The organism is Capnocytophaga sp. oral taxon 335 str. F0486 (genome assembly GCF_000277665.1).
Lineage (GTDB): Bacteria > Bacteroidota > Bacteroidia > Flavobacteriales > Flavobacteriaceae > Capnocytophaga > Capnocytophaga ochracea.
In genome coordinates, this window is sequence record NZ_AKFR01000024.1 from 19,785 (window position 1) to 43,648 (window position 23,864).

21 protein-coding genes and 3 pseudogenes are annotated in these 23,864 nt (G+C 37.5%); 2 read left to right on the forward strand and 22 right to left on the reverse strand.

What is annotated here, in order from left to right:
• Window positions 1–82 precede the first annotated feature (82 nt).
• The 13 genes and pseudogenes from HMPREF1320_RS05345 to HMPREF1320_RS05405 all read right to left on the reverse strand — a co-directional run bounded on the left by HMPREF1320_RS05345 (window position 83) and on the right by HMPREF1320_RS05405 (window position 14,643).
• Complete coding sequence (locus tag HMPREF1320_RS05345; protein ID WP_009417746.1) at window positions 83–361, reverse strand: SemiSWEET family transporter; 279 nt, start codon at window positions 359–361, stop codon at window positions 83–85.
• Between the two features lie 71 nt (window positions 362–432).
• Window positions 433–940, reverse strand: a pseudogene (locus tag HMPREF1320_RS05350) (hypothetical protein).
• Window positions 937–1,380, reverse strand: a complete 444-nt coding sequence (locus HMPREF1320_RS05355) for a hypothetical protein (RefSeq protein ID WP_009417735.1) — start codon at window positions 1,378–1,380, stop codon at window positions 937–939. Before HMPREF1320_RS05355 ends, HMPREF1320_RS05350 begins: the two are co-directional and overlap by 4 nt.
• 250 nt (window positions 1,381–1,630) lie before the next feature.
• Complete coding sequence (locus HMPREF1320_RS05360; RefSeq protein WP_009417722.1) at window positions 1,631–3,085, reverse strand: lipopolysaccharide biosynthesis protein; 1,455 nt, start codon at window positions 3,083–3,085, stop codon at window positions 1,631–1,633.
• Window positions 3,086–3,088: 3 nt separating this feature from the next.
• Window positions 3,089–4,438 (reverse strand): tetratricopeptide repeat protein, encoded by a 1,350-nt coding sequence (locus tag HMPREF1320_RS05365; protein ID WP_034554203.1) that lies wholly within the window; start codon window positions 4,436–4,438, stop codon window positions 3,089–3,091.
• A gap of 42 nt (window positions 4,439–4,480) precedes the next feature.
• On the reverse strand, window positions 4,481–4,927 hold the full coding sequence (locus HMPREF1320_RS05370; protein ID WP_009417748.1) for a GyrI-like domain-containing protein: 447 nt from the start codon (window positions 4,925–4,927) through the stop codon (window positions 4,481–4,483).
• Window positions 4,928–5,006: 79 nt separating this feature from the next.
• Window positions 5,007–6,500, reverse strand: coding sequence for a type I restriction endonuclease subunit R (locus HMPREF1320_RS05375; protein ID WP_009417719.1), 1,494 nt, complete (start codon window positions 6,498–6,500; stop codon window positions 5,007–5,009).
• Window positions 6,501–6,605: 105 nt separating this feature from the next.
• The gene (locus HMPREF1320_RS05380) at window positions 6,606–8,225 is read right to left on the reverse strand and encodes an ABC-F family ATP-binding cassette domain-containing protein (RefSeq protein ID WP_009417741.1); all 1,620 of its coding nucleotides are present in this window, start codon (window positions 8,223–8,225) and stop codon (window positions 6,606–6,608) included.
• A gap of 177 nt (window positions 8,226–8,402) precedes the next feature.
• Window positions 8,403–9,098 carry a class I SAM-dependent methyltransferase gene (locus tag HMPREF1320_RS05385; RefSeq protein WP_009417724.1) on the reverse strand — a complete coding sequence of 232 codons (696 nt, stop codon included), beginning with the start codon at window positions 9,096–9,098 and terminating at the stop codon, window positions 8,403–8,405.
• Window positions 9,099–9,117: 19 nt separating this feature from the next.
• Window positions 9,118–10,431 (reverse strand): 5-methylcytosine restriction system specificity protein McrC, encoded by a 1,314-nt coding sequence (locus HMPREF1320_RS05390; protein ID WP_009417758.1) that lies wholly within the window; start codon window positions 10,429–10,431, stop codon window positions 9,118–9,120.
• Window positions 10,412–12,702, reverse strand: a pseudogene (locus HMPREF1320_RS05395) (McrB family protein). Before HMPREF1320_RS05395 ends, HMPREF1320_RS05390 begins: the two are co-directional and overlap by 20 nt.
• A 96-nt stretch (window positions 12,703–12,798) precedes the next feature.
• Window positions 12,799–13,305: an Lrp/AsnC family transcriptional regulator gene (locus tag HMPREF1320_RS05400; RefSeq protein WP_015782926.1), complete on the reverse strand. Its 507-nt coding sequence runs from the start codon at window positions 13,303–13,305 to the stop codon at window positions 12,799–12,801.
• 282 nt (window positions 13,306–13,587) lie between these two features.
• A complete protein-coding gene (locus HMPREF1320_RS05405; RefSeq protein ID WP_009417747.1) occupies window positions 13,588–14,643 on the reverse strand; it encodes a M14 metallopeptidase family protein in 1,056 nt (351 codons plus the stop codon).
• A 387-nt stretch (window positions 14,644–15,030) separates the two neighbouring features.
• Here HMPREF1320_RS05405 and HMPREF1320_RS05410 point away from each other — a divergent pair, with 387 nt between their 5' ends.
• Complete coding sequence (locus HMPREF1320_RS05410; RefSeq protein ID WP_009417754.1) at window positions 15,031–15,477, forward strand: helix-turn-helix domain-containing protein; 447 nt, start codon at window positions 15,031–15,033, stop codon at window positions 15,475–15,477.
• 56 nt (window positions 15,478–15,533) lie between these two features.
• Window positions 15,534–16,952, forward strand: coding sequence for a tRNA uridine-5-carboxymethylaminomethyl(34) synthesis GTPase MnmE (mnmE, locus tag HMPREF1320_RS05415; protein ID WP_009417743.1), 1,419 nt, complete (start codon window positions 15,534–15,536; stop codon window positions 16,950–16,952).
• On the opposite strand, the gene HMPREF1320_RS05420 is transcribed toward mnmE, so the two are convergent.
• From HMPREF1320_RS05420 to HMPREF1320_RS11125, 9 genes and pseudogenes are all read right to left on the reverse strand, one after another.
• Entirely contained in the window at window positions 16,914–17,384 is a 471-nt protein-coding gene (locus HMPREF1320_RS05420) for a hypothetical protein (RefSeq protein ID WP_034554206.1), read from the reverse strand. The two genes, mnmE and HMPREF1320_RS05420, sit on opposite strands and share 39 nt — an antisense overlap.
• Before the next feature lie 4 nt (window positions 17,385–17,388).
• On the reverse strand, window positions 17,389–17,949 hold the full coding sequence (locus tag HMPREF1320_RS05425; protein WP_002671901.1) for a hypothetical protein: 561 nt from the start codon (window positions 17,947–17,949) through the stop codon (window positions 17,389–17,391).
• 27 nt (window positions 17,950–17,976) lie between these two features.
• A complete protein-coding gene (locus HMPREF1320_RS05430; RefSeq protein ID WP_009417727.1) occupies window positions 17,977–18,735 on the reverse strand; it encodes a hypothetical protein in 759 nt (252 codons plus the stop codon).
• 3 nt (window positions 18,736–18,738) lie between these two features.
• Window positions 18,739–20,484, reverse strand: coding sequence for an alpha-amylase family glycosyl hydrolase (locus tag HMPREF1320_RS05435; protein WP_009417756.1), 1,746 nt, complete (start codon window positions 20,482–20,484; stop codon window positions 18,739–18,741).
• A gap of 40 nt (window positions 20,485–20,524) precedes the next feature.
• A protein-coding gene (gene prfB, locus HMPREF1320_RS05440; RefSeq protein WP_157446755.1) for a peptide chain release factor 2 occupies window positions 20,525–21,629 on the reverse strand; the annotation gives its coding sequence in 2 pieces (ribosomal slippage) (window positions 20,525–21,568 and window positions 21,570–21,629; 1,104 coding nt in all).
• Between the two features lie 61 nt (window positions 21,630–21,690).
• A complete protein-coding gene (gene frr / locus HMPREF1320_RS05445) occupies window positions 21,691–22,245 on the reverse strand; it encodes a ribosome recycling factor (protein ID WP_009417760.1) in 555 nt (184 codons plus the stop codon).
• A 69-nt stretch (window positions 22,246–22,314) separates the two neighbouring features.
• Window positions 22,315–23,022, reverse strand: coding sequence for a UMP kinase (pyrH, locus tag HMPREF1320_RS05450; protein ID WP_002671891.1), 708 nt, complete (start codon window positions 23,020–23,022; stop codon window positions 22,315–22,317).
• Between the two features lie 220 nt (window positions 23,023–23,242).
• Window positions 23,243–23,368 (reverse strand): hypothetical protein, encoded by a 126-nt coding sequence (locus HMPREF1320_RS11755; RefSeq protein WP_255347470.1) that lies wholly within the window; start codon window positions 23,366–23,368, stop codon window positions 23,243–23,245.
• Window positions 23,369–23,657: 289 nt separating this feature from the next.
• Window positions 23,658–23,864: pseudogene (locus HMPREF1320_RS11125) on the reverse strand (hypothetical protein); the annotation flags it as partial.

Genomic DNA, 23,864 nt, shown 5'->3' on the forward strand with positions numbered 1-23,864 from the left:
AAACGATAGTTTTTTATTGATGGATTTATTTATATTTTACTTTCTTTGTTTTAATTGAAATATATCCTATAACTCAATCTATTTAAAGAGAAGTAATAAAAGTTAAAAATCCTAAAACAACCCCTACCAAATTAGGAATAATGAGAATATAATCGGGCTTAGGTTCTTTTGTCCATCCATACACTACCCAGATAAGACAAGATCCTGCTGCAAACAATGGTTGCCAAGGTTGTGCTTTGTGTCCTTCTAAGTTAGCCATAATTTGAGGAATATAAGCTACAAACACTGCTACCCCTATAAAGGCTCCAATCGAACCTATAAATAAATTAATTTTTTGTTTGGTATTTCTTTTTTCTTTCATAAAAAAATATTTTTTTGCAAAGATAATAATTTCACAAAGAAGTATCAAAAATAATTAGAAAATTTTTGGTTTTACACTCCCCATAATGAAGCCTGTAATCTTTTGATATAAGAATCCTCAATAACATCAATAATAGCCAAAGTATCTCTTGGAATAGAAATACATTTTTCCAAAAGGCTTTTCAGTAAGTTTTCCAATGCCAAAGTATATTCTTGATAAGTAATAAGCTCTTTTGTCTGTTCTATAAATGATAAAACTAGTGAATTGGTTGAGAAATCACTAGTAAGTTGCTTTATAAACAAGTTAATTGTGTAAGAAAGTATACTGATAGGGTCGCAAATTCTAATTCCTAATTTCTCTTGAATAAGAGCCTCTACTTCTTCTTTGGTTTTTTCCCATTCTTCTCCTTCTCCCATAAACTGTAACTCATTGATAACCTCCCACAGCTCATTTGTGGTATTATAGTCTCTGAAAATTGGAAGTATAATCTCCTACTTTTTTAGCATTATAGCCTTCTTTCCAAAGGGCTTGTAAGCCTTGAATGTAATAGACAATTGCTTTTATCTCTTCTAAAGTCATTTTATTACACTTAGTTTTTCAGGTTCATTAATAGGAATTCTTAGTCGTAAGCCAAGTTCAGAACGAGCGATTATATGGTTTGTATCCTCAAAATAGGCTTCCTTAAAATACTCGCTATTATCCAAAAACAAAAACCATAAAAGTTTCCCTTTTTCTTTATTGATAATGTAAATAAAACCATCTCCTTCCCAACTACATTCACCTCCATAAATTTTATATTGGGCATTCTCTACCATAATTTTCGGATAGAGATTAGAGACATAATCCTCTTCGTTATAAGAAAAATAACTATCTAAGGTAGATTGGCACAAAATTCTTAGGTGATACTTCTCTTTAATCCATTGTCCTTCTAAAACAAGCATATCACCATTAGGGTAAGTAATAGATTTGATAATAGGATAAGTGTAATTTTCAAGAATGTTTTTGATACGTGGATGCATATTACATTTATTTTTTTAGTACATTTTATGGTTACTAAAATCCAATGACAAAGATACAGAAAAAAAGTATCATATACAAAGATATTTTGGGATATCTTTTATGATGAACAAATTCATAACAATTATACAAACATACTTAGCATAGAGTTTCACTGAACAATAAATGAGAGAAGAACGAACCTACAGTGGGTCTACAGTGGCTCTACAGTGGGTCTACTCTATACGAAAAGCGAATACAAGGACTAATTTACTAATTACTAAATCGGCGAATAAGCTTTATTAACTCCTCCGAAATTCCCAATTTAAGAAGAAAAAATACACTGACTCCCCCTACGAGTAATGATTTTAAGCAGATATTTACAAGAGGGTGAAACGGAAAGTCCCAAAAGAAGAAACCTCCTATGACTACGATACCAAAGAGGGTGGTTTGTAACGTTTCTTTATAAAAAGGCTGCAAGTTGTATTTGCGATACACAAAAACCGACTTGAGTAGGTTATATGAACTAAAAGCGATTAGGGTTGCTAATCCCGCCCCATTGATGCCGTAAAGCGGTATGAGCCACATATTCATTAAAACGGTGCCTATGACCAAAAAAACACCCAAAAACAGTACGGTACGATAATAAGGTGAATTGAGCAATACTGCATTGTTGAAGCCTACTAAGGCGTCCGATAGCTTTACTACTGATATTATGACAAGCACTGTGAGTCCTGTGCTGTAATCCTTATCGGGCAGAAGAGCGTAACACTGCTGGGCGTTGACGATGATAAGCACACAAATCACCATACTCACAAAATAAGTATTCACAGTGCTGCGTTTATATAGGTCGGATAGCTCTTTTAGCTTGCTTTGATTCATAAATTGTGCCGTCAGCGGACTCACAATCTGGTACATACTCCTATACGGAATGGCAATCACCGTAGCTGTAAAAATGGCTACATTGTACACCGCTATTTCGCCAATGGGTAAGTATTGGTTGAGCATAAACTTATCAATATCCATCAATACGGAAGCTACCGAGCCCGATAAAATCACAAAAAAGCTGTACAAAAAGACTTCTCTCTTGTTCTTAGGCAATCCCCAAGCAAATTGCGGTCGGCGGACATAGAAAGCGAAAACAAACATTAGGAGCATACGCAAGGCATACACCCAAAATACGCCCCATATCAGTTGGTGAAAGTCGATGAGCTGGAAATAAATAGCTAATAGCAGGAGCATCACCCCTACCCTATGGAATACCTCTTTAAGGAAATTGCCAAAAACGGTTTTTAGCTGTACGCGCGTCCACGCATAAGCAATTTCAAAGTAAGCCATTGCTACGGAAGTGAGGAAGATGAGGAAAACGTAATCGCGCACTTCTTCGTTTTTAGCCGAAAGCCATTGCGCAATCTGTTCGTACCCAATTACCCCGACAAAGGTGGCAGGCACAATGATGAGCAAAGGCAAAAAGCAAAGCATCAGGTTGAATTGCGCTTGCTCTTTCTTATCTCGATAAGCAGTATAATAACGCACCAAGGTATTGTTCACCCCAAAGGCAATAAGAGGGGACAGAATGGTGGCGGTGGAAGTAACATAACTCACTAATCCGTACTGAGCTTTGGAGAGGAAGTAAGTAAACAAGAAAAGGGTGTTCAGTGCCCCTATGGCAAACCCTAAATAGGTAGCCAACACATTCTTAAACGATTGACGGAGCACTATCCCCATAAACTATTGTATTTTAAAGTTGAATTTGTGTTCAAAAAACGACTGCCATTCGGGTGCGTGTTGTAAACCTAAGTGGTAATAATGAGTAGCCTCCTCTAAATCGTCTAATCCGTAATAAGCCAAAGCAATACGATAGTAATTCTCCAGCTCGTGCGGGTAGATTTGCACTATATCGGCAATGATAGACAAGGCTTCTCGGTATTTTTGAGAGAGTAATAGTAGGTCAATCCATTCGATGAGGGTAGTATAGGAATAATCGCCGTTTTGTACCGCTTTCCGATAGCCGTATTCTGCTTCTTTTAGGTTCTGAAAGTGATAATAATTCAGCTCGGCATAACGGCGCCAATAATAAGGCTCATTAGATTCAAAAGTAAGTACCTTCTTAATGTATTTTAGAGCCTTAGCGTGATTATGACGCAAGTAATGGAAGTCGGCTAAGGTAATCCAAGCCTTGTCGAGCTGAGGATCTTCGTGAGTAGCCCTGAAATAATACTCTTCTGCCTTGGCATCGTTACGCATTTTCTCATAACAACGCCCAATGTGCAGATAAGCTAAAGCCGAAGGGTCGTCTAAGGTAAGAGTAATCTTATAGTTTTCGATAGCTTTTTCGTAATCTTCTATCATTTCGAGCACACGAGCTTTCTCGAAATAAGCCCCCGTGAAAGTATCGTCGCTGATGATAGCAAAATCGAAGCAACGCAAGGCATTTTTATGGTCGGTAATGGATAAATACAGCTTACCGAGGTAATACCAAGCGACTTCACAATAAGGATTTTGGTCTAAATAAGTGTTTAGAAAGTCGGTTGCCTCTTGCACTTCTCCCAACACCTCATAGCAGAACACCAACTGTTGGAGCGCGGTATAATCCTGAGGGTCTTCTTTCAAACATTTGGTAAAATACTTTTTGGCATTGGTATAATCCTCAGTATAGAGGTATTCCATTGCCATTAGGGCATAGATATTCGAAACGTCATCGGTAAGTGTGATGGCGTATTGTAGCAACTCAATAGCACGATGATGTTTGTTCATTTTAGAGTACAGATTAGCCTGTTGGACGTGTACTTCGGCATTCATAGGTTCTATGAGCAACAGTTCATTGAGGAGTTCCGAAGCCTCTTCTAAGCGGTCTTCAAACACCAATTGTTCTGCATTTAGCAATTTAAGTGATGAAGCATCGGGGTGTTGTGACAAACCGATTTCCAAGGCACGTTTCGCTTTGCTAATGCGTCCGTATTCTAAGTAATATTCTACGATTTCTTCAAATTCATCAACGTCGAAAAAGAGAATGTTATTCTCTTTGAGCATCAATTCGAATTTGGAAACCGCGTAGTTTTCTTCTTCTGGTAACATCATTTTATTTAAGAGGTTTTTTGGCAATCCTCTATTTTAAGTTCGCTATTTGTTCTCTTTTACGCCTATAAAAATATCTACTTCGGAGTTATCTCCTTGCTGAGACTTCTCGGTGTAGCGCTCATAGTCATATACATAAGTGCGATTGAGCGAGGCGTCGTTGTCCCAAATATGTTGCCACATCGCCCCTACTGCCTGAGGCATTGCGCCTTTGGCTACAAACTTTTGAAAGGTTTGCTCAGGGAATTCCCTGCCCTCTAAGCCGTCGGGAATCGTGCTGAGCGTGGTAACTTCTACTCCTATCATACAAGTGTAAGGCTCGGTATAGTCTTTTTGGTAATCGGTGTAGATGCTGTAAATAGCATCGCTTACCTTATTGGGTATTTTTGCCAAAAGTTGCTCGCTAAAAAAGCGTTGCCAAAGGTTTCCGATGTCTTGCATCGCTTGCCCGTTCTGATTGGTAGTGCGTACACTAATTCCGATGATTTTCATTTTCTTATATGATTAATTCTTTGTCGTTTTCCCTCGTTTAGTTTTTTCTATAATTATAGACATTTTGGATTTTTAGAATTTATCTTATAAAATCTTTACCTATTTCCTTTTTAACGGTATTAAAAATTTCAGGGTTATTCATTTCTTGCCAATTGTATTTTAAATACTTAGTTCGGTCAAAGTTATTGTTTTTCCTCATATAAATCCAAATGAAATCTTTATCACATATAACTATTCTATTGGCATTTAATCTAAGAGCATACGATTGTGCTTGCTGAAAAGTTTCTTCTAGCTCTGCATTAGATTTGATATAAAACTTTGTTTCTAATATCATTTTGCCTCTCTCATAACCTTTTTTGGTTTCAGCAAAGAACACATAATCAGGAAAATTGCGCTCTCCTCGTCCCATTCTTACAGGAAGCTGTCGAACCCAATCATTTTCTGAATAATTGAGGTCGTTCAAAAAAGGTTCTACTATTTTGAGTTCTACTTCTCGTTCGTTTTTGCAATCTTTATTAGGAGCAAAATTGGCAGATGAGAGTTTAGGTAACTGAGAAATATCCTCTCCTTTTTGTTCTAGTATTTCTAAAATACGTGTATAATCTTCATTATGAAGTCTTGTACCATTCACTCCTTGAAAGTTCTTGCGAACAATTGGAAGTTCTTTCAAATGCTCATCTGCTTTTATTTCAGCAAGAGTAATAGGTTTAATATGTTGGATATGTCCTATATGTGTTTCTCCATAATACCAGAAAAAAGGATCACGAATACCATCGGTGACAGCTCTACAAACAAATTCTATACTACTTTTGGGCGAAAGACAATACATAAGGATTATATCACCTTTTACTGCATCTTCATTCCCTGACCAAAAACAATTACTATCAGATTTTGCTTCACTTAGAAATTTGTAATCTCCATTTTTTACTCCACCTCCTGTTATCCAAATATTAGTAGGTTCAGGTAAGTCCTCTTCTTTCTCTTTTCCTATAAATTTAGGAGCAAAATCATAAAGGAAAGCACATAACTCAAATATCGTAAAATTATTCTTCTTTCTATATTCATTCCAAAGCTTACAAAATTCTAAGTAGTATAAAGCTCTTCCTCTTTTGTCTTTTCTTAGAGGAACTTTTGGTAATTCAATATTAAAAGTATCTGCTATTTTTTGCAAGTTACCAAAGTTCATTTGGAAAAAATAAGGAATATAGAAGTCTTCCTCTCCTTCTTCATTTGAAGAAAAAAGGCATAAAGAAAAAGGCTCTATAAAGGCTATTATTAAATCATATTCTTCTGGTTTAAAAATATCATATTCTTTTTCAGACTCATCTAATATCTTTAAACCATTTTCTAAAATATATGGGTAAAAGTCTTTATACTTAATATTTTCTGGAAGAGGAGACGAATTTACAATATCATCAATAATAAATAAATATTGTTCTAAGTCTTTATTAGAACTATCTTTTATAAATTTAGAAAGAATATCCTCTAAATACCCTTCCTCAAAAAGTTTAATAACTTCTTGCCCTTCTTTACTCTCTTTATAATTATTCCAAATGAATTGATTAAGTTCCATATAATTCTATTTTAGGCTTTTCATTATAAAAACACTCTGGCAAAGCTCATTTAAATCATCTTTTTGTACAATGATCTTTGCCAAAGTGCTGTGATTAACCATTAATCATTGTTTATACATTTTCTCCCTCAATTCCTGAATATTCTTGTCGTCCATATACTCATCAAAGGTCATATAGCGGTCTATGATGCCATTGGGGGTAAGCTCGATGATACGATTGGCAACGGTTTGTGAAAATTCGTGGTCGTGGGTGGTAAAAAGCACGGTGCCTTTGAAGTTTTTCAGCGAGTTGTTAAAAGCGGTGATGCTCTCCAAATCCAAGTGGTTGGTAGGTTCGTTCAGCATTAGCACATTGGCGCGCAACATCATCATACGGCTGAGCATACAGCGCACTTTCTCGCCTCCTGAGAGCACTTTGCAGTTTTTGAGGGCTTCCTCGCCACTGAAAAGCATCTTGCCCAAGAACCCACGCACATATACTTCCTCACGCTCTTCCTCTGTTTTTGCCCATTGGCGTAACCAATCCACCAAAGAAAGGTCTTGGGTGAAGAAATCGGAGTTATCCACCGGCAGGTAAGACTGCGAGGTGGTGATACCCCACGCAAAGGTACCCGCATCGGGCTTGAGGTTGCCGTTGAGAATCTCATAAAAGGCAGTGGTGGCACGCGAATCTTTAGAAATCACGGCTACTTTGTCGTCTTTGGCAAGGTTGATGTCCACATTTTGGAACAATACCTGTCCATCGATAGACACAGCGAGGTTTTCCACGTGTAGGATTTGGTCGCCTGCCTCGCGGTCGCGGTCAAAAATGATGGCAGGGTAACGGCGAGAAGACGGTTTGATTTCCTCAATATTGAGTTTCTCCAACATCTTCTTACGAGAGGTTGCCTGCTTTGATTTTGCCACATTGGCACTAAAGCGCGCGATAAATTCCTGCAACTCTTTGGCTTTCTCTTCCGCCTTTTTGTTCTGTTGCGCACGCTGACGGGCTGCCAACTGACTACTCTCGTACCAGAAAGTATAGTTACCCGAATAATGATTGATTTTCCCGAAGTCAATATCGGAGATATGGGTACAAACAGCATCGAGGAAGTGTCGGTCGTGAGAGACTACAATCACCGTATTGTCATAGTTTGCCAAAAAGTTCTCCAGCCAGCTGATAGTCTCGAAGTCAAGGTCATTGGTAGGCTCGTCCATTATGAGTACATCGGGGTTACCAAAGAGCGCTTGCGCGAGAAGTACCCGCACTTTGAGTTTTCCGTCCATTTCGGACATTAGGGTATAGTGCATATCTTCGGTAATGCCCAAATTGGAAAGCAGTGCAGCGGCATCACTCTCGGCATTCCAGCCGTTCATTTCATCGAACTGTATTTGTAGCTCACCGATGCGTTCGGCGTGCTCATCGGAATAGTCGGCATAGAGGTCGTCCATCTCTTTTTTGACTTTGGAGAGAACTTTATTGCCCATAATCACCGTGTCGAGCACAGTGTAGTCGTCATAGGCGTAGTGATCTTGCTCAAGCACCGACATACGCTTGCCCGGTTCGAGGATAACACGTCCCGAAGTAGGTTCTTGCTTGCCAGAAAGGATTTTTAGGAAAGTAGATTTCCCAGCCCCATTGGCACCGATGATGCCGTAGCAGTTGCCTTGTGTAAAGGTTACGTTTACCTCATCGAAGAGGACGCGTTTTCCGAATTGTACGGATAAATTGGATACTGATAACATTGTTAATGATTAATGTTTAATGATAAATGATTAAATTAAATATCTACTATAAATATAACGTTGAGTTACTTGTTTAAGGCACATAATATTCCTAATCGTGCCATAATGTATTGTTTTAAAGTGCAAAAGTACGGAATATTTGTGAGATATGGAAATAATAGCAATTGTATAGAGAAGTTATTTCTGAGCTGTTACAATAAGCGCCATTGAAGTTTCAGGATTAAAAGACTCTTTTTTGAAGTTGCCGTATAGTTTAAGGTCTTTAAAACCTATTTGAGAGAGCCATTGGGTGAGTTCTTGGGAAAGAATAGGCTGTAAAAACTCTTCATTGACGATAGTTTCGTCCAAAACTGTCCTAAATATTACCTTGTTATTGCTATTTAAGTGATAAGAACGCTCAAACTTTACTTTTTCGTTCTCTATTAGAGGTAGGTTACCGAGAAAATTACCTTCTTTCTGGGCAAAATACTTCTCAAAGTTTACCATTTGCAAGATGAGTTTGCCTCCTTGCGTGAGTTGGTTATAAGCCTTTTTAAGAAAAGTCTGCACTTCGTCTTTATTATCCAAATGCGGGAGCGTGTTCCCTATGTTTATAATGGTATCGAACATAGGTAAAGTATCGATAGCAAGCATATTGAGCTCTTGCACTTCAATACCCTTGGCAGTAGCCTGAGCAATGAGTGCCTTACTGAGGTCGATAGCCGTAACATCATAGCCCTGTGCGCGCAGATAGGCGGTAAGGTTGCCCGTACCCGCTCCTACATCAAGAACTGTCTTGCCGTGCACTTCATTATCGAAAAAAACTCTATGTGCGGGCGATAGTGGAAAGATAGCATCGTATTTCTCAGCGATACTATTGTAGAATTGTGACATATTTTTTAATGATAAATGATTAATTGTTAATGATTAATGGAACAGAAACACTTAATTTATAAATATTTCTGTACTGATGTATCTCCTTTTTATTTGCGATGTTTAAATCGGTATTTTGTTCGAATGAGGGGTAGACTATAAGGCAATCTATCAACCTATTGTCGTCTATTTTTAGGGCTTTATAAACTCTTTCCAAACGCGCATAAGCACTCACCTGGCGAATATCGTCTATCACTCTACTATCTTCATAAACAGTTTTGTATTTGGCATCAATCACCATTTTGTATTCTGGAGTGTTGAGCAAGAAATCTAACTCAGTGTAATCACCCGTAAAATGATAGTTTACTTCTCCCCTACTGCCGAACTGTTCTTGTAGTTTTTTGTATACATATAACTCAAAAAGTTTGGGCATATCTATCCAAAAAGGCGGAATAGCTACTTTTTGTTGGGTTGTTTCGGTGATATTATACGAAAAACGCTTCAAAATCTGCTTCCCGATGCGAATAGCTTCCTCATATTCTTTAAAAAAAGGATTGGTAGTGAGTTTTTTGAGGTTTTCTACATCAAGTTCTTCTGAAATCAACTCAAAATACGGACTACAATACGTAATAAGTTCTCGAATAGACTCGTCATTGCCTGCAAAGTAATTAGAGTGTGTATTCTTAAAGCTGATGATAAACTGTAAAACTTTCTTCAAAAAGCGATTTTCGAGGCTATCCATTCCAAACTCTTGATACCTACATACGTGAGCTGTGAGTTTGTTCTTAAAAACATTTTGTTTGAGGTGCTTATCTAACTGTATCTTGCCTTTGATGCGGTTATTAAGATTCTCCTCCACCGTGTAGTACGATTTTTTAAGTCCTTTGCGCACAATACGCTTCAGTAGCAATAGGAATTGTACCATTAGGAAAGGCGTGAGCGTGTCTTTTTGCTGTTCGATGGCAATTAGTGGTTCGTCCCAATAGATTTTGATAAGATTTTGTGTATGTTTGGGGTCGAGTGCCGTAATGCTGAGAAGCATTTTTAGGTAGTCGATTTCTGCCCATTCTTCCTCTTGGGTAGGAAAGCCTTCAACAATCTGTTTTTTGTTCATTTTAGGCTCTATATATACGAATTTGTGATGTTTTACCAACCACAAAGCTCCCACGTAATAGCCTGCCTGCAAACACACTTCTTCCTCATTTGTACGACTGATTTCAAAAGGATATATAGGATTTCCCCATTTATCTTTCTTCAATACATACGGACAAATCTTAGGTATTGCTTCAAAGTAAATACTCTCCTCCTCTTTTTTGATGCTATAGGGTTGATGTTCAAGAAGGGTTATTTTCATAGACTAATGTTTTAATTTCTTGCATTTGTTCTTCAATCTTTATATTATTTATGAGTATCCCATCTTTTATGTATTCCAATAGAATAGGCTTGATTTCGTATTCCCAACGAATAGACATAGGCACATCTTTTCCATCGCTATATTTTTTCTGAATAAAATACGACTGTCCAAGCCACACATCTTCTGGTTTAAATTCAGGTGATAAGGTTTTGGCACGTTTTAATTCAGTATCTGTATTGTTAATATATTCATCATAGTTCTCAATAAAGAGCTTACTTACTGCTTTAAACAAGTTTTTATCAAAATTCCCTTCTAACTCCTTAGGCAACACATTCACAAAGGCAAAGCGCCGACGAATGGCATAATCTATATGCCCTACCGAGCGGTCAGCCGTATTCATTGTACCGATGATGTAGAGGTTAGGCGGTAGTGTGAAACTATTGTCATCATCGATAGCATACATACTCTACACGGATTCCCCGCGATATTCCAAGGCATAGATGAGTTCCCCCAATACTGTTGAAAGGTTCGCACGGTTGATTTCGTCAATTACAAGAAAATAAGATTTCTTCCTTTTGAAATCATTAGCCCATTTTATGAAATAGTCAGTTATAAATTTCCAGCCCCATTTGTGATAGTTTTTATAAAAACTATCGAATTTATCATCTAAATTTCTTTGACAAAATTCTTCAATAGGAATACCTGCTAAATTATGATTGCGTCCACTTAAATATCGCAATTCGTTATTTTGTATAAAATTATATTTAAGTTCTTTCCCTTCATCAAAATAAACTTCTCGCCCCTCTTTCTTTTCTTTTTCAAGAAAATCTCTAAAATTTCCCATTTAATAGGTTCTTGGAATGCTTTTAAAGCTTTCTCTGCAAACTTAGCTAACACTTTATTTTCAGCTGTATAGACAATGCCCCCACCTGTTTCATTGGGTTGCGCTACAATGCCCCTTACAAAATCTTCATAAGAGTAACTGGGGTGAAACTGAATCAGTTTAAACTGCTCATTACCCTCTAAGCTATCATTGTCATTCAAACCTAATAGCTGTTTGGCAATACGCTTGGCTTCACGGGTTTTACCTGTGCCTGGAGGACCTTGTAAGATGATTTGGTGCTTGTAATGTAGTAGGTCAATAATCGTAGGCTTAATCGCTTGATTTGTCATATTACTTTCTATTGTTTCAAATTCTACTTTGTATTTCTTTTCAAAAACATATTCCCTGAAATAGCTATTATCATAACTTTTAGGATAGGTCTCCTTATCAAGTGCTATCTCTTCCTTGACAGCATTTTTGATATCAGAGTAATATGTTTCAATATGTTGTGGGGTTCCCTGATAATAAAGAAAAGCATTGTTAGGTCTTTCAAACTCTTCTCTTCTCAACTTTGGAATATCTACTTCCCTTCCTGTAATAAAAAGAAATTCTTTAGGACTTACACTTAAACAAATCCTCTTCCCTATGTGATAACGAAGTGATTTTTCATCTAATCTAACACTGAACACTTGATTTTCGGTATCTCCTAATGCTAAATCCTCTATAATATTTCCTAATTTGTAAAAGAAAACAGAAGCCCAATGCTTAGGAATCTTATCCAATACGTTTCTAAATGCTTTTTCTGAAGAAATTGTCATATTCTGGTACACAATATCCTGAGCCAATAGCAAAGGTTCATCAAAACCTTGTGGAATAAAGTTGCTCGTGAGTTGTTTTAACTCAGGATTGTTAAAATAAGTCGTGATTTCGGTAAGCAACTCAATAAAATGCTCGTATTTGCGCTCTTTTCGAGAAACTTCTCCTAAATACTCACATAACTTAGTATAAATATCCCTTTTATAAAAAGTATACTCATTAGGGAATTTCAGCGTCAGTAAAAAAGAAAGAGTACGCTCATCAATTTTTGTACTAAAATTTATATTGCTTTTCTCTTTTAAGTCATCAATAACATTTTCAGTGAAAGTCCTGCATTTTCCCAATTTGGTATAGAAATCATCAGCCCCATAAACAATACCCAACAATTCCTTTAATTTCGTTGGATAGTTTTCTCCTAACGCTTCCAATATACCAAAAGGACGGTAATCTACTAAATTGTCCTTTTTCCGAAAAGCCTCTTTAAACATTTCGTAAAAATCAGGGGCATTAATATCCCAATGCTGCTCAAAATGTTCTATTGCCTGCCATTTGTACACTTCATCAGGATTAGAAGGTTTTTCTTGTAAGAAACGAATGTAATTGCTTATGAGTGCTTGTATTTTCTCATTCATAGTATTTCAGTTTTTGCGCAACAAAATTACTCAATTTTCTGTATAAACAAAAAGAGCTACCCGATTTTTCATTCAGATAGCCCTTTTAAAAAGTTCTTATTTAGTAGTTAAAAAATCATATAAATCTAATTCTCGGAAAGCCTTATGAAGCAAACGACTCTTATCGTTAAAAGCCTCTTCCATCGATATCATTGTCTCTGAGCGCGACACACCTTGAATGTCGTCTATCATATAAATAACTTCCTTAGCGTGTTTCACCCCCTTTGTCCTAATTTTACAAAACAGATTATATTTCCCTGAAGTAATGTGTGCCTCTGTTACAAACGGAATAGCCTCTAATTGTTCCAAAACATACTCAGCTTGATGATTGCGCTCCAAAAAGATACCCACATAAGCAATAAAAGTATACCCCATTCTCTCGTAATCTACTGAAATGGCAGAACTTTTTATAATTTCCAATTCTTCCATTTTTCTTATCCGTACATTCACTGTCCCCGACGATATATCAAGTGCCTTAGCAACATCTATATAGGGTTTTCGTGCATCTTCTATAAGAATATCCAATATCTTAAGATCCATTTCATCTAATCTATATTTTGCCATCTACATTAAGTTTACGAGTTCTTTTTTTTAAAAGCGCAAAGTAACAATGTTTTTTTGTATATTCCAAATTGCAACATACTTTTTAAGTTGAAATCTACCCATAACCTTCTTTTTATCTCTGCCTTAGCTTCAACTTTCCTTCTACTTAGGTTCGTTATTCCTTCGTTCATCGTTCGTCTTTTGTTCGTTGTAGAGCCACTGTAGACCCACTCATTGTTCGTCTATTCTATAAGTTTCCTATAAGCCCCATCTAATTAACCATTAACCATTAACCATTCAGCATTAATCCATTTTCAATGCCGATAAATCCAAGTGATTTTTAATATAATCTTTATCAATAGCTGAACTTATAAACTTCGATAAAACATCTTCTTTATGTCCGTATTTTTTAGATAAATCACCTATCTCAGCAATATAAGGCACAAACAAGATTTGTCCATTCTCCAAAACTTCCTTATAAAGAATACCTACATCATTACCACAGTGAGTGTCGTCTCTTAAAATAATATCGTAAAAACATTTATCGTTTTCAGGTATACTGAAGTAATCTTTGTAATTTACATTTGTAACATCACAAGTGGCTATATATTGTAGAGCTCTAAATATAGCCATAGCAATATATACTCTCGTTTGTTCACGATTGTAATCATTAGAAAAGTGCCCTGCTTCAAAAAGAATAGTGGGCGTACCTAATTGAGTATACTTATCTCCCGTACAATTGATATTAAAACTATCGTCAAAACGCGCTATCTGATTAGGTATATGGTGCTGTAAAGTGTTATTCATTACTACAATCACTTCCATTGCCTTCTGCCGTACTTCATTAATACTGCGCTCTTCATTATAAGCAGGTGCTAAGAAAGAAACTGTAGCTGGCAAAGGTGTCTGTCCTACACTGAAAATTGTGCGCTGGTCGTGCAGATTAAAGCAATAATCGGGCTGTACAAGTTCATAAGCTTTCCGTAAACACTTACTCTCAGGTTGTGTAAGTTCATCGGCATCACGGTTAAGGTCTACGCCGTTATGATTTACACGTGTAAACATCTCAGCACCGTCGGGATTAAGCATAGGAATGCAATAAACACTTAATTCCGATAAGAAATCAGCTGTTTTAAGCTCGTTTAAAACATCAAAAAGCGCTTTGGTAGTAGTTGATTCATTACCGTGCATTTGCGACCACATAAGTATCTTTTTATGGCCTTTCCCTACTCTGTACAGGTTAATAGGCGTCCCTTTAACTGAGGTACCTAAGGATATTACCTCTTCAAAAGGGTATTTATCTAAAAGTGGGGCTATCATCGGATAAGTGATATAACGCCCAAAAAGCTGTTTTTTCATCTATATATTAATATTTAAAAGCAAAAGTAATAAATATTCATTAAAGTACAACCTGTAATTAAGTAAAAGTTTTCTTATATTTAAGCGTTACATTTGTATCATTTAACATTTACAATTGTAAAACTATCAACTATACTAAATATACTAATCAACGATTATTATGTTCTATAAAAAGACTTTCCCTTCTATTCCAAAATACCATTTTAATAATGATTATACTTATAGATTATTTTTATAGTGGTTTTGTATAATACTATAAACGAATGATTTACATTGTAATCATAAATAAATACTTTAATGTGATAAAAAATATCCTTGTTTATACTTGTATATCTCAAAATATTGATTTACATTTGTGCATTCTTAGAAAAATAAACAAACGTTACAATGTTAAACACATCAGACTTTGCCATTCGCTTACAACAAGTGATGGATTATTACGGTTTAAATGCTGCAGCCTTTGCTGATAGCTTAGAGATTCAGCGTTCAGGGATTTCTCATCTCTTATCAGAACGCAACAAACCGAGCTTGGATTTTATCCTAAAGCTCATCGAAAAATTTCCTGAAGTAGATATGTATTGGATTACACAAGGAAAAGGAAGTTTCCCTCGTAAGGAAGATAAAGAGCTTACTAGCACTAAAAAAACGCAACAACCTGACCTTTTCAGTGATATTCCTGAAATAGAAATGCAAGCCTCTACTCCTGCTCCACCTTCTGTTGCAATAAAAGAAAAGCAAGTAGAGCCAAAAGCCCTACCATTACTCACTAATAAGCATATTAAACGAATTATTTTCTTTTATGAAGATAATCGCTTTGAGGTTTTTGAAAATTAGTAGATTGATAGTAATGAAAAAATCACTACATTTGCACCAATTTTCAATAACATAGAATGAAGAGAGATAATTCGTTATATATAAATGATACGATTGTAGCTTTGGCAACTGCTTCAGGGGTAGGTGCTATTGCTGTAATTCGCCTATCGGGAAAAGAAGCCATAGCTATTGCCGACTCGGTGTTCAAACCTTATACTGGAAAATCTTTACTTGAAGCTCCGTCACATACAGTTCATTTAGGAACTCTCGAAAGTAAAGACCAAGTAATCGACGAGTGTTTGGCTACTATTTTCAAAGGAACTAAATCTTATACAGGTGAACCCGTAGTTGAGTTTTCGTGTCACGGAAGTAATTATATCGTAGAAGAAGTTATCAAGCTGTGCTTGGCAAAAGGAGCTCGTTTAGCCGATGCTGGGGAGTTTACCAAACGCGCTTTTCTCAATGGTAAATTAGCACTCAATCAAGCGGAAGCCGTTGCCGATTTGATTGCCTCCGATAGTAAGGCTTCTCATCAGGTAGCATTACAGCAAATGCGAGGTGGTTTTACTTCTGAGATAGAAGGATTACGACAAGAATTATTAAACTTTACCTCATTAATAGAACTTGAATTAGATTTTTCGGAAGAAGATGTAGAGTTCGCCGATAGAACTCAGTTTAAATTGCTTTTGAGCACTATTAAAACCACTGTTTTATCTCTCTTACAATCATTTTCAGTAGGTAATGTACTAAAAAATGGTATTCCTGTGGCTATTGTAGGGAAGCCTAATGCAGGCAAATCTACTTTATTAAATGTCCTTCTGAACGAAGAACGCGCTATTGTATCGGATATTGCAGGTACTACCCGCGATACTATTGAAGAAACGCTTCATATAGGAGGCATTGCTTTTCGTTTTATTGATACCGCAGGAATTCGTGATACTCAAGACCAAATCGAAGCTATAGGTGTACAAAAAGCTAAAGAAAAGATAGAAAAAGCCTCTATTGTGCTCTACTTATTCGATGTAAAAGATAGTTCTGCCCAAGAGATTATTTCTTTTGTAAAAGAAAATTACCGCGAAGGAACTAAATTTGTACTATTACATAACAAAACTGACTTATCAACAGAAAGTAATATAACTCCTTTTGATAATGAGATTTTACAATCCTTAAAAGGCTATACCGATACACTACTGAGAATATCAGCTAAAGAAGGAAATAATATTTTAGCCCTTAAAGATTTTCTCTCTCACTATGCTCAAAGTCTTAATAATACAGGTAAAGCAACTATTATTACTAATATCCGCCACTACGAAGCTCTACACAATACCTTACAAAGTATTGAAAGAATAGAACAAGGATTACAATTACAACTTTCAGGTGACCTATTAGCTATCGATATCCGCGAAGCTCTCTATCATTTAGGTACTATTACAGGAGCTGTAAGCAATGATGAGGTCTTAGGAAACATCTTTTCCCGCTTCTGTATCGGCAAATAAGATATCTTGCTGAATATTATCCTCTTTTTTCTTATTCTTGAACAACAAATAATAAAAACAAGTGATAAACCACCCTACCCAAAAGAGATAAAACCCTAAATGAAAGCTCAACTTCATCATTTTATGTGAAGTAGTTGTGAAGTCAATATAGGTAAAGTAAGCTCCTATTCCCCCTAAAACAATAAGTAAAAAGGCTAATAATCTACTAAACGATACGCTTACTTTTGTTTTAAACAGTTGTAATACAGCAATAAGTACTAACTGTATTACCAATAATAAAAGAGCCGTTTTCCACCAAGTTTTGAAAATGGTATACTCACGGTACATTGTACTTATGCCTATTTTCCCTATAAACGACATTTTGGATATTAAAATCCCAGATATAAGGCTTAATAATGCTTGTACCAAACCAAGTATAGTTACGTTCTTCATAAGTTTATTTCTTTATAATCTTCCAGCCATTTTTCTCATTGTATTTCAACTTAAACTTCTGAGTAATAAAGGTTGTATTAGGATACGGGTCTTTACCAAAATTGTAAAAAGGTGTTTTCTCTTTATCTAATACTACATTGCAAATAACCACCTTTTCTGAGTTCTTCTCAATAGTAATCCCTTTATCATTTAATTTATAAATGATTGTTTTAACATTAGCACTGTTCTTGTTCTGTTTCACAAGGTAAGGAAGTGCTTCTTTAGTAAGAGTAGGAGAAATCACATATACACTATCCTTTGAAAACCATCTCTTCCTACTTTTCTCATTATTAATATCAATAAGCCCTTCATCTGCTAATTCCTGTATAGTAATTAACAAATCTTTGTCTTTAGTACTGTCTAACTTCTGTTTGTTAGTATTAAATTTCCCTGTCTCGAATAAAGGGTTCTCTTCTAAATAATCAGCAATAAGGTTAGATACCTCATCTTTACTTATTTGATTGCTCGAATTACAAGCTGTAAAAAAGCTTAAAGCTAAAACTATGAGTGAAAAATAAAACTTCATATATTTAAATTTTTAATTATTATCTTATTAAATACTTGCCATTGCCTCATAAAAGTCGGCTTCGTCTATGCCCATATTCTGGCATACCCATTTGGCTGCTTCTATATAGCTCAATTGTTCAGCACTTGTTTCACCTAAGGGCAATTCGCCTTCGGGGGTAATGAGGTAAGTCTCACCTTTATGAGTTTCAAACGCAGGAGTACCATACTCCATCTTGCGAATAGGACTCTCATTATTTTCTACTAACTCATTTAATAGCAGGTCTTCTTCGTTGTAAATGAGTATTCCTCCTTTGGTTATTCCTTCTATAAATTGTTTATAAATATCTTTATTTTCTTCTATTATATCACTGATAAGAGCTACTGTGGGGTGCAACATAGCCCCCTCTTCATTGCCTTCTATAAGCACAAATTCAGTATCAGCAAAATGCACTTGCTTCCCTTCGATAGGACTTTCAAAGTAGTAGCTCACTGGTTGATTACAAAAATCCATAGTGTGAAGCACCTTTGCCAATACTTCTTTTCTTCCTTTGTTACCTGTAATTACTACACGAGTTTTGTGTTTAAAGTATTCGTATAGAAAAGAGGTAGGCGATAGAATATTAAGTCCTAAGTGTTGTGCTTGTAATAAGTCTGGGTGTGTATGAGAAAGATGTGGGTCTACCACCACGTAATCAATTGTAGCCGTCATCTCTTCGGGGAGTGTAGTGATATGATGTCTTTTGTGTAGCTCAGCCATTAATGGACGCAAATGCGTACTGGGAGCTACTATAAAATGAATGTTCATAATCTACGAATCTACTAATTTGCTAATTTTGAATATTAAAGACTCCAAAGGCGCTATATCTACTCGCAATCTTCCTTTACCATTTGCAATCTGTAAGGTAGTGTGTTTTTCATTGTAAAGAGCATCGGTAAGCGTATAAGTACCATCGTTTAAGAACCAACTACCCAACAAGTAATCTGGCAACTGCAAGTCAAAACCAAAATAGTCGTGCTCACTAAAATTGCTCACAATCACCCACTGTTCTTCCTCATTGCCTCTTGCAAAACTATACACCCTATCGTTGTAATACTCAGTATGCTGTCGATTGTATTGGTGCAAATCAATATAAGCCCCATTTACTTTTAAGTTGAGCAATCGCTGGTAGAAATTGCGTAAAGAACGTTCTGCCTCTGATAACTGACCGCCGTCAAAGCGTTTGTTATTCACCCAACGCTGGTGTGCAGGAACACCTATATAATCAAATATAGACGTGCGCGACGGACTACCAAATCCTGCTACCTCTGCTGCTTTCTCCCCTACTTCCTGACCAAAATACAGCATCACTGGCGACTCGCTAATAAACGTAGAGACTGTCATCGCGGGTTTAGCTTTTTCAGCATATCCCGCAAACTCAGGCGAAGCTATGCGCTGTTCGTCGTGGTTTTCCAAGAAGTGTAACATACGATGTGCAATATCGGCAAGGTTGTGCTGTATAGGGGCAATGGCATCGGTGCTATGCCCGTGAGTCACAATATTGCGCAAAGTGTCGTACAGTTGCACCTTGTCGTATAGATAATCCATTTTGCCCAAATGCAGATAAGGACGATATTCATTAGGATTGTATACTTCAGCCAATAAAAATGCCTTTGGATTTTGGTGCTTGATAGCCGAATTGAGATAACTCCAGAACTCCACCGGCACCATTTCAGCCATATCATAACGGAAGCCGTCTACTCCTTTCCCGAGCCAATACAAGGCTATATCTTTAAATTTTCTCCAAGTGTCGGGTACTGTTTTATCAGCCCAAAAGTGGTAATGCGCTTCAGTATCTTCATTCTCAAAGCTTGCAGGTAGTTCAGCAAAATCCTTAGTGCCGTCAGGTCGTACCCCGTAGTTGAGTTTTACCGTTTCATACCAGTCATTGCGGTCGGGTTTAGAAGCGCGTGCACCATTACCCGTCCATTTGGCAGGAAACTCGTGATACTCGCCATAAATACCCTCAGGCAACTGAAAAGCTTCATTAGGATTGTAATAGAAATTGTTATTTACCGCATATTGTACGGTGGTATCATCGTCTTCGCCAAAACCGCGTATGCCTTCCGGCTTGGCTATACTCTCATACCGACGCGCCACGTGGTTAGGCACTATGTCCATTATTACTTTCAGTCCGCATTGGTGGGTACGGGCAATCAAGTCTTCCCATTCCTCCAAGCGTTGTGTAGGGTCATCGGCAAGGTCGGGGTTTACAGTGTAGTAATCCTTAATGGCATAAGGCGAACCCGCACGACCTTTTACCACTGCGGGAAAGTCGTTGCTGATACCATAAGCCGTATAGTCGGTAGTAAGGGCGTGGTGTAACACCCCCGTAAACCAAATATGTGTTACACCTAATGCTTTGAGTTCTTCAAGAGCTTTTGTAGTAAAGTCAGCAAACTTACCTACACCGTTCTCTTCTATCGTCCCCCAAGGTTTATTAGTGGTATTAGTATTGCCAAAAAGCCTTGTAAGCACCTGATAAACTACTATTTTATTATCATTCATTACCCCCATATTCCAAAAGTATTAACCACTAACCATTAATTATTAACCATTACAAATCGCCCGTACGGCTCGTACCCATAAGCATTAGGTAGGCTTTGAGAAACTCATCTAATTCACCGTTCATTACGCTATCTACATCAGTAGATTCGTAATTGGTGCGCACGTCTTTCACAAGTTTGTAGGGGTGCATTACATAGTTGCGTATTTGTGAGCCCCATTCTATCTTCATCTTTCCTGCCTCTATCTCATCGCGCTTGGCTTGACGCTTTTTGAGCTCTATCTCATACAACTGCGATTTGAGTAGTTGCAACGCCTTGTTCTTATTATCCAACTGACTGCGGGTTTCGGAATTCTCAATAATGATACCCGTAGGGTGGTGACGCAAACGTACAGCTGTCTCTACCTTGTTTACATTCTGCCCTCCAGCACCACTGGAGCGCATCGTCTCAAACGTAATATCAGCGGGATTAATGTCTATTTCAATAGTATCATCTACCAAAGGGTACACATATACCGAGGCAAAAGAAGTATGGCGTTTAGCATTACTATCAAAAGGTGAGATGCGTACCAAACGGTGTACACCATTTTCACCTTTTAGGTAGCCAAAAGCGTATTCGCCTTCAATCTCTATGGTAACCGTTTTTACTCCTGCCACATCGCCTTCTTGGAAGTTGAGTGTTTTTACCTTATATTTTTGGTTATTGCACCACATCGTGTACATACGTAGTAGCATCGATGCCCAGTCACAGCTTTCAGTACCACCTGCACCTGCCGTAATTTGCAATACCGCACTCATCGTATCGCCCTCGTCCGAAAGCATATTGCGGAACTCCAATGCTTCAATAGCGTGTAAGGCTTGGGCGTATTGGTGGTCTACATCCTCCGCAGTAGCTTCACCTTCTTTAAAAAAGTCAAGTAGTACTTCTATATCCGAGGTAAGATTTTCGGCTTCCTCATAGTCTTCCACCCATTTCTTTTTAGTGCGAAGCTCGCGCATCACTTTCTCAGCTTCTTTCGCATTATCCCAAAAGTCAGGTGCAAAAGTCTTTTCTTCTTCGTTGCTTATTTCAATGCGTTTAGCATCTACGTCAAAGATACCTCCTTAACGCACCCAGGCGATTCACTAAATCCTTTACTTGTTCGTTGTTTGTCATTTCTTATTACTTATTGTATTACTATACCCCATACCCTCTTACCTCTTATCTCTTACCTAAACTAAACTTTTAGGATCTCAGCTTCTTTTATAGCTAATACTTCTTCTACTTTCTTGATGTATTTGTCGGTGAGCTTTTGCACACGTTCTTCAGCTTCTTTCTTCACATCGTCCGAAGCTTCTACCTTCTTAATCTCTTTATTAGCGTCTTGGCGGGCGTTACGCACACTTATTTTAGCGTCTTCACCTTCACCTTTGGCTTGTTTTACCAGCTCTCTACGGCGTTCTTCGGTAAGTGGTGGTACGGTAATAATCACCATTTCGCCATTGTTCATTGGGTTAAAGCCCAAATTAGCTATTTGGATAGCTTTCTCAATAGGCTGAATCATTTTCTTTTCCCAAGGTTGAATAGAGATAGTACGTGAGTCGGGAGCTGATACATTGGCTACCTGACTAAGGGGAGTTTGCGCACCGTAGTAGTCCACCATTACACTACTTACCATTTGCGGACTCGCCTTGCCAGCGCGGATATTGGCTAAAGCCTTATCTAAGTGTTGCAAAGCCTCTTGCATCGCTTCGCTCGTAGTTTCTAAGATAATATTAATTTCTTCGTTCATTGTATATTGTTTTTAATTATTTGTTAGTTGTTAGCCTTCAATTGTTAAAGAAGCATCGCAATATAACCATTAATCATTGACTGTCGTTCCTACGTTTTCGCCTGCTACTACTTTAGCGAGGTTGCCTTTTTTGTTCATATCGAATACGATGATAGGCAAATGGTTTTCTTGGCTAAGGGTAAAAGCCGTCATATCCATCACTTTAAGGTTTTTATCAATACACTCATTAAAAGAGATATGGTCGAACTTCACCGCATTAGGGTCTTTTTCAGGGTCGGCATTGTAGATACCATCTACACGAGTACCTTTAAGGATTACATCGGCATTGATTTCGATAGCGCGAAGTACCGCTGCCGAATCGGTCGTAAAGTAAGGATTACCCGTTCCCGCTCCAAAAATCACTACGCGTCCTTTTTCTAAGTGGCGTACTGCACGGCGTTTAATAAAAGGTTCAGCTATAGCTTCCATCTTGATAGCTGTTTGCAAACGACTAAAAAGTCCTTCGTCTTCTAAGGCACTTTGTAGGGCAAGCGAGTTGATAACAGTAGCCAGCATACCCATATAGTCGCCTTGCACTCTATCCATACCATTGCTAGCACCAGCTACCCCGCGGAAGATATTCCCCCCGCCAATTACTATAGCCACTTGCACGCCTTGGTTCACTACCTCCTTAATTTCGGCAGCGTATTCTTTTAAACGCGCGGGGTCAATGCCGTACTGGCGACTTCCCATAAGGGCTTCCCCGCTGAGTTTTAGTAAAATTCGTTTGTATTTCATATATGAAAAATGTATTTTATCTAAAGAGTCTGTTTTATAACAAATCGTATATACGTACTTATTTTGGGGGCAAAGATAATGATTAATTAACAATTAACAACATACCATTAAGAATTAAATTCGCAAAATGCGTTCTTTTTTTCTTTTATTTCCACTTTGTCCTCCTCTTATTCTTAATTTTTCTTCGTCTTTTCCCTATCTATCCGTGTGGCTCGCACCGTCATTTGTATAAACTTTGCCAAAGTCCCAAATCTTTGGCAAAGTTGAAATCCACTAATAATCTTCTTTTTATCTCTGTCTTAGCTTCAACTTTCCTTCTACTTAGGTTCGTTGTTCCTTCGTTCATTGTTCGTCTGTCCGTATGGCTCGCACCGTCTTTTGTTTTTCTTAAGCTTGCTTTAACTTCCCTCTATCTTCGAATAAGTCTTGTTTTTCAGACTGATAGCCTTTACCTATTTCTCTTTAAGGCTTGTCCCCCTTCGGGGGTTCGGGGGCTTTTCACTTTTCTTTCCCCTATCTATCCGTGTGGCTTGCACCGTCATTTGTATAAACTTTGCCAAAGTTTCAAATCTTTGGCAAAGTTGAAATCCACTAATAACCTTCTTTTTATCTCTGCCTTAGCTTCAACTTTCCTTCTACTTAGGTTCGTTGTTCCTTCGTTCATCGTTCGTCTTTTGTTCGTTGTAGAGCCACTGTAGACCCACTGTAGAGCCACTGTAGAGCCACTGTAGAGCCACTGTAGAGCCACTGTAGAGCCACTGTAGACCCACTGTAGACCCACTGTAGACCCACTGTAGACCCACTGTAGAGCCACTGTAGACCCACTGTAGACCCACTGTAGA

Bases quoted from the DNA above. Each gene is read 5' to 3' on its own strand.
- HMPREF1320_RS05345 (WP_009417746.1), bottom strand. From the start codon at position 361: ATGAAAGAAAAAAGAAATACCAAACAAAAAATTAATTTATTTATAGGT.
- HMPREF1320_RS05355 (WP_009417735.1), bottom strand. From the start codon at position 1,380: ATGCATCCACGTATCAAAAACATTCTTGAAAATTACACTTATCCTATT.
- HMPREF1320_RS05360 (WP_009417722.1), bottom strand. From the start codon at position 3,085: ATGGGGATAGTGCTCCGTCAATCGTTTAAGAATGTGTTGGCTACCTAT.
- HMPREF1320_RS05365 (WP_034554203.1), bottom strand. From the start codon at position 4,438: ATGATGTTACCAGAAGAAGAAAACTACGCGGTTTCCAAATTCGAATTG.
- HMPREF1320_RS05370 (WP_009417748.1), bottom strand. From the start codon at position 4,927: ATGAAAATCATCGGAATTAGTGTACGCACTACCAATCAGAACGGGCAA.
- HMPREF1320_RS05375 (WP_009417719.1), bottom strand. From the start codon at position 6,500: ATGGAACTTAATCAATTCATTTGGAATAATTATAAAGAGAGTAAAGAA.
- HMPREF1320_RS05380 (WP_009417741.1), bottom strand. From the start codon at position 8,225: ATGTTATCAGTATCCAATTTATCCGTACAATTCGGAAAACGCGTCCTC.
- HMPREF1320_RS05385 (WP_009417724.1), bottom strand. From the start codon at position 9,098: ATGTCACAATTCTACAATAGTATCGCTGAGAAATACGATGCTATCTTT.
- HMPREF1320_RS05390 (WP_009417758.1), bottom strand. From the start codon at position 10,431: ATGAAAATAACCCTTCTTGAACATCAACCCTATAGCATCAAAAAAGAG.
- HMPREF1320_RS05400 (WP_015782926.1), bottom strand. From the start codon at position 13,305: ATGGCAAAATATAGATTAGATGAAATGGATCTTAAGATATTGGATATT.
- HMPREF1320_RS05405 (WP_009417747.1), bottom strand. From the start codon at position 14,643: ATGAAAAAACAGCTTTTTGGGCGTTATATCACTTATCCGATGATAGCC.
- HMPREF1320_RS05410 (WP_009417754.1), top strand. From the start codon at position 15,031: ATGTTAAACACATCAGACTTTGCCATTCGCTTACAACAAGTGATGGAT.
- mnmE (WP_009417743.1), top strand. From the start codon at position 15,534: ATGAAGAGAGATAATTCGTTATATATAAATGATACGATTGTAGCTTTG.
- HMPREF1320_RS05420 (WP_034554206.1), bottom strand. From the start codon at position 17,384: ATGAAGAACGTAACTATACTTGGTTTGGTACAAGCATTATTAAGCCTT.
- HMPREF1320_RS05425 (WP_002671901.1), bottom strand. From the start codon at position 17,949: ATGAAGTTTTATTTTTCACTCATAGTTTTAGCTTTAAGCTTTTTTACA.
- HMPREF1320_RS05430 (WP_009417727.1), bottom strand. From the start codon at position 18,735: ATGAACATTCATTTTATAGTAGCTCCCAGTACGCATTTGCGTCCATTA.
- HMPREF1320_RS05435 (WP_009417756.1), bottom strand. From the start codon at position 20,484: ATGGGGGTAATGAATGATAATAAAATAGTAGTTTATCAGGTGCTTACA.
- frr (WP_009417760.1), bottom strand. From the start codon at position 22,245: ATGAACGAAGAAATTAATATTATCTTAGAAACTACGAGCGAAGCGATG.
- pyrH (WP_002671891.1), bottom strand. From the start codon at position 23,022: ATGAAATACAAACGAATTTTACTAAAACTCAGCGGGGAAGCCCTTATG.
- HMPREF1320_RS11755 (WP_255347470.1), bottom strand. From the start codon at position 23,368: ATGAACGAAGGAACAACGAACCTAAGTAGAAGGAAAGTTGAAGCTAAG.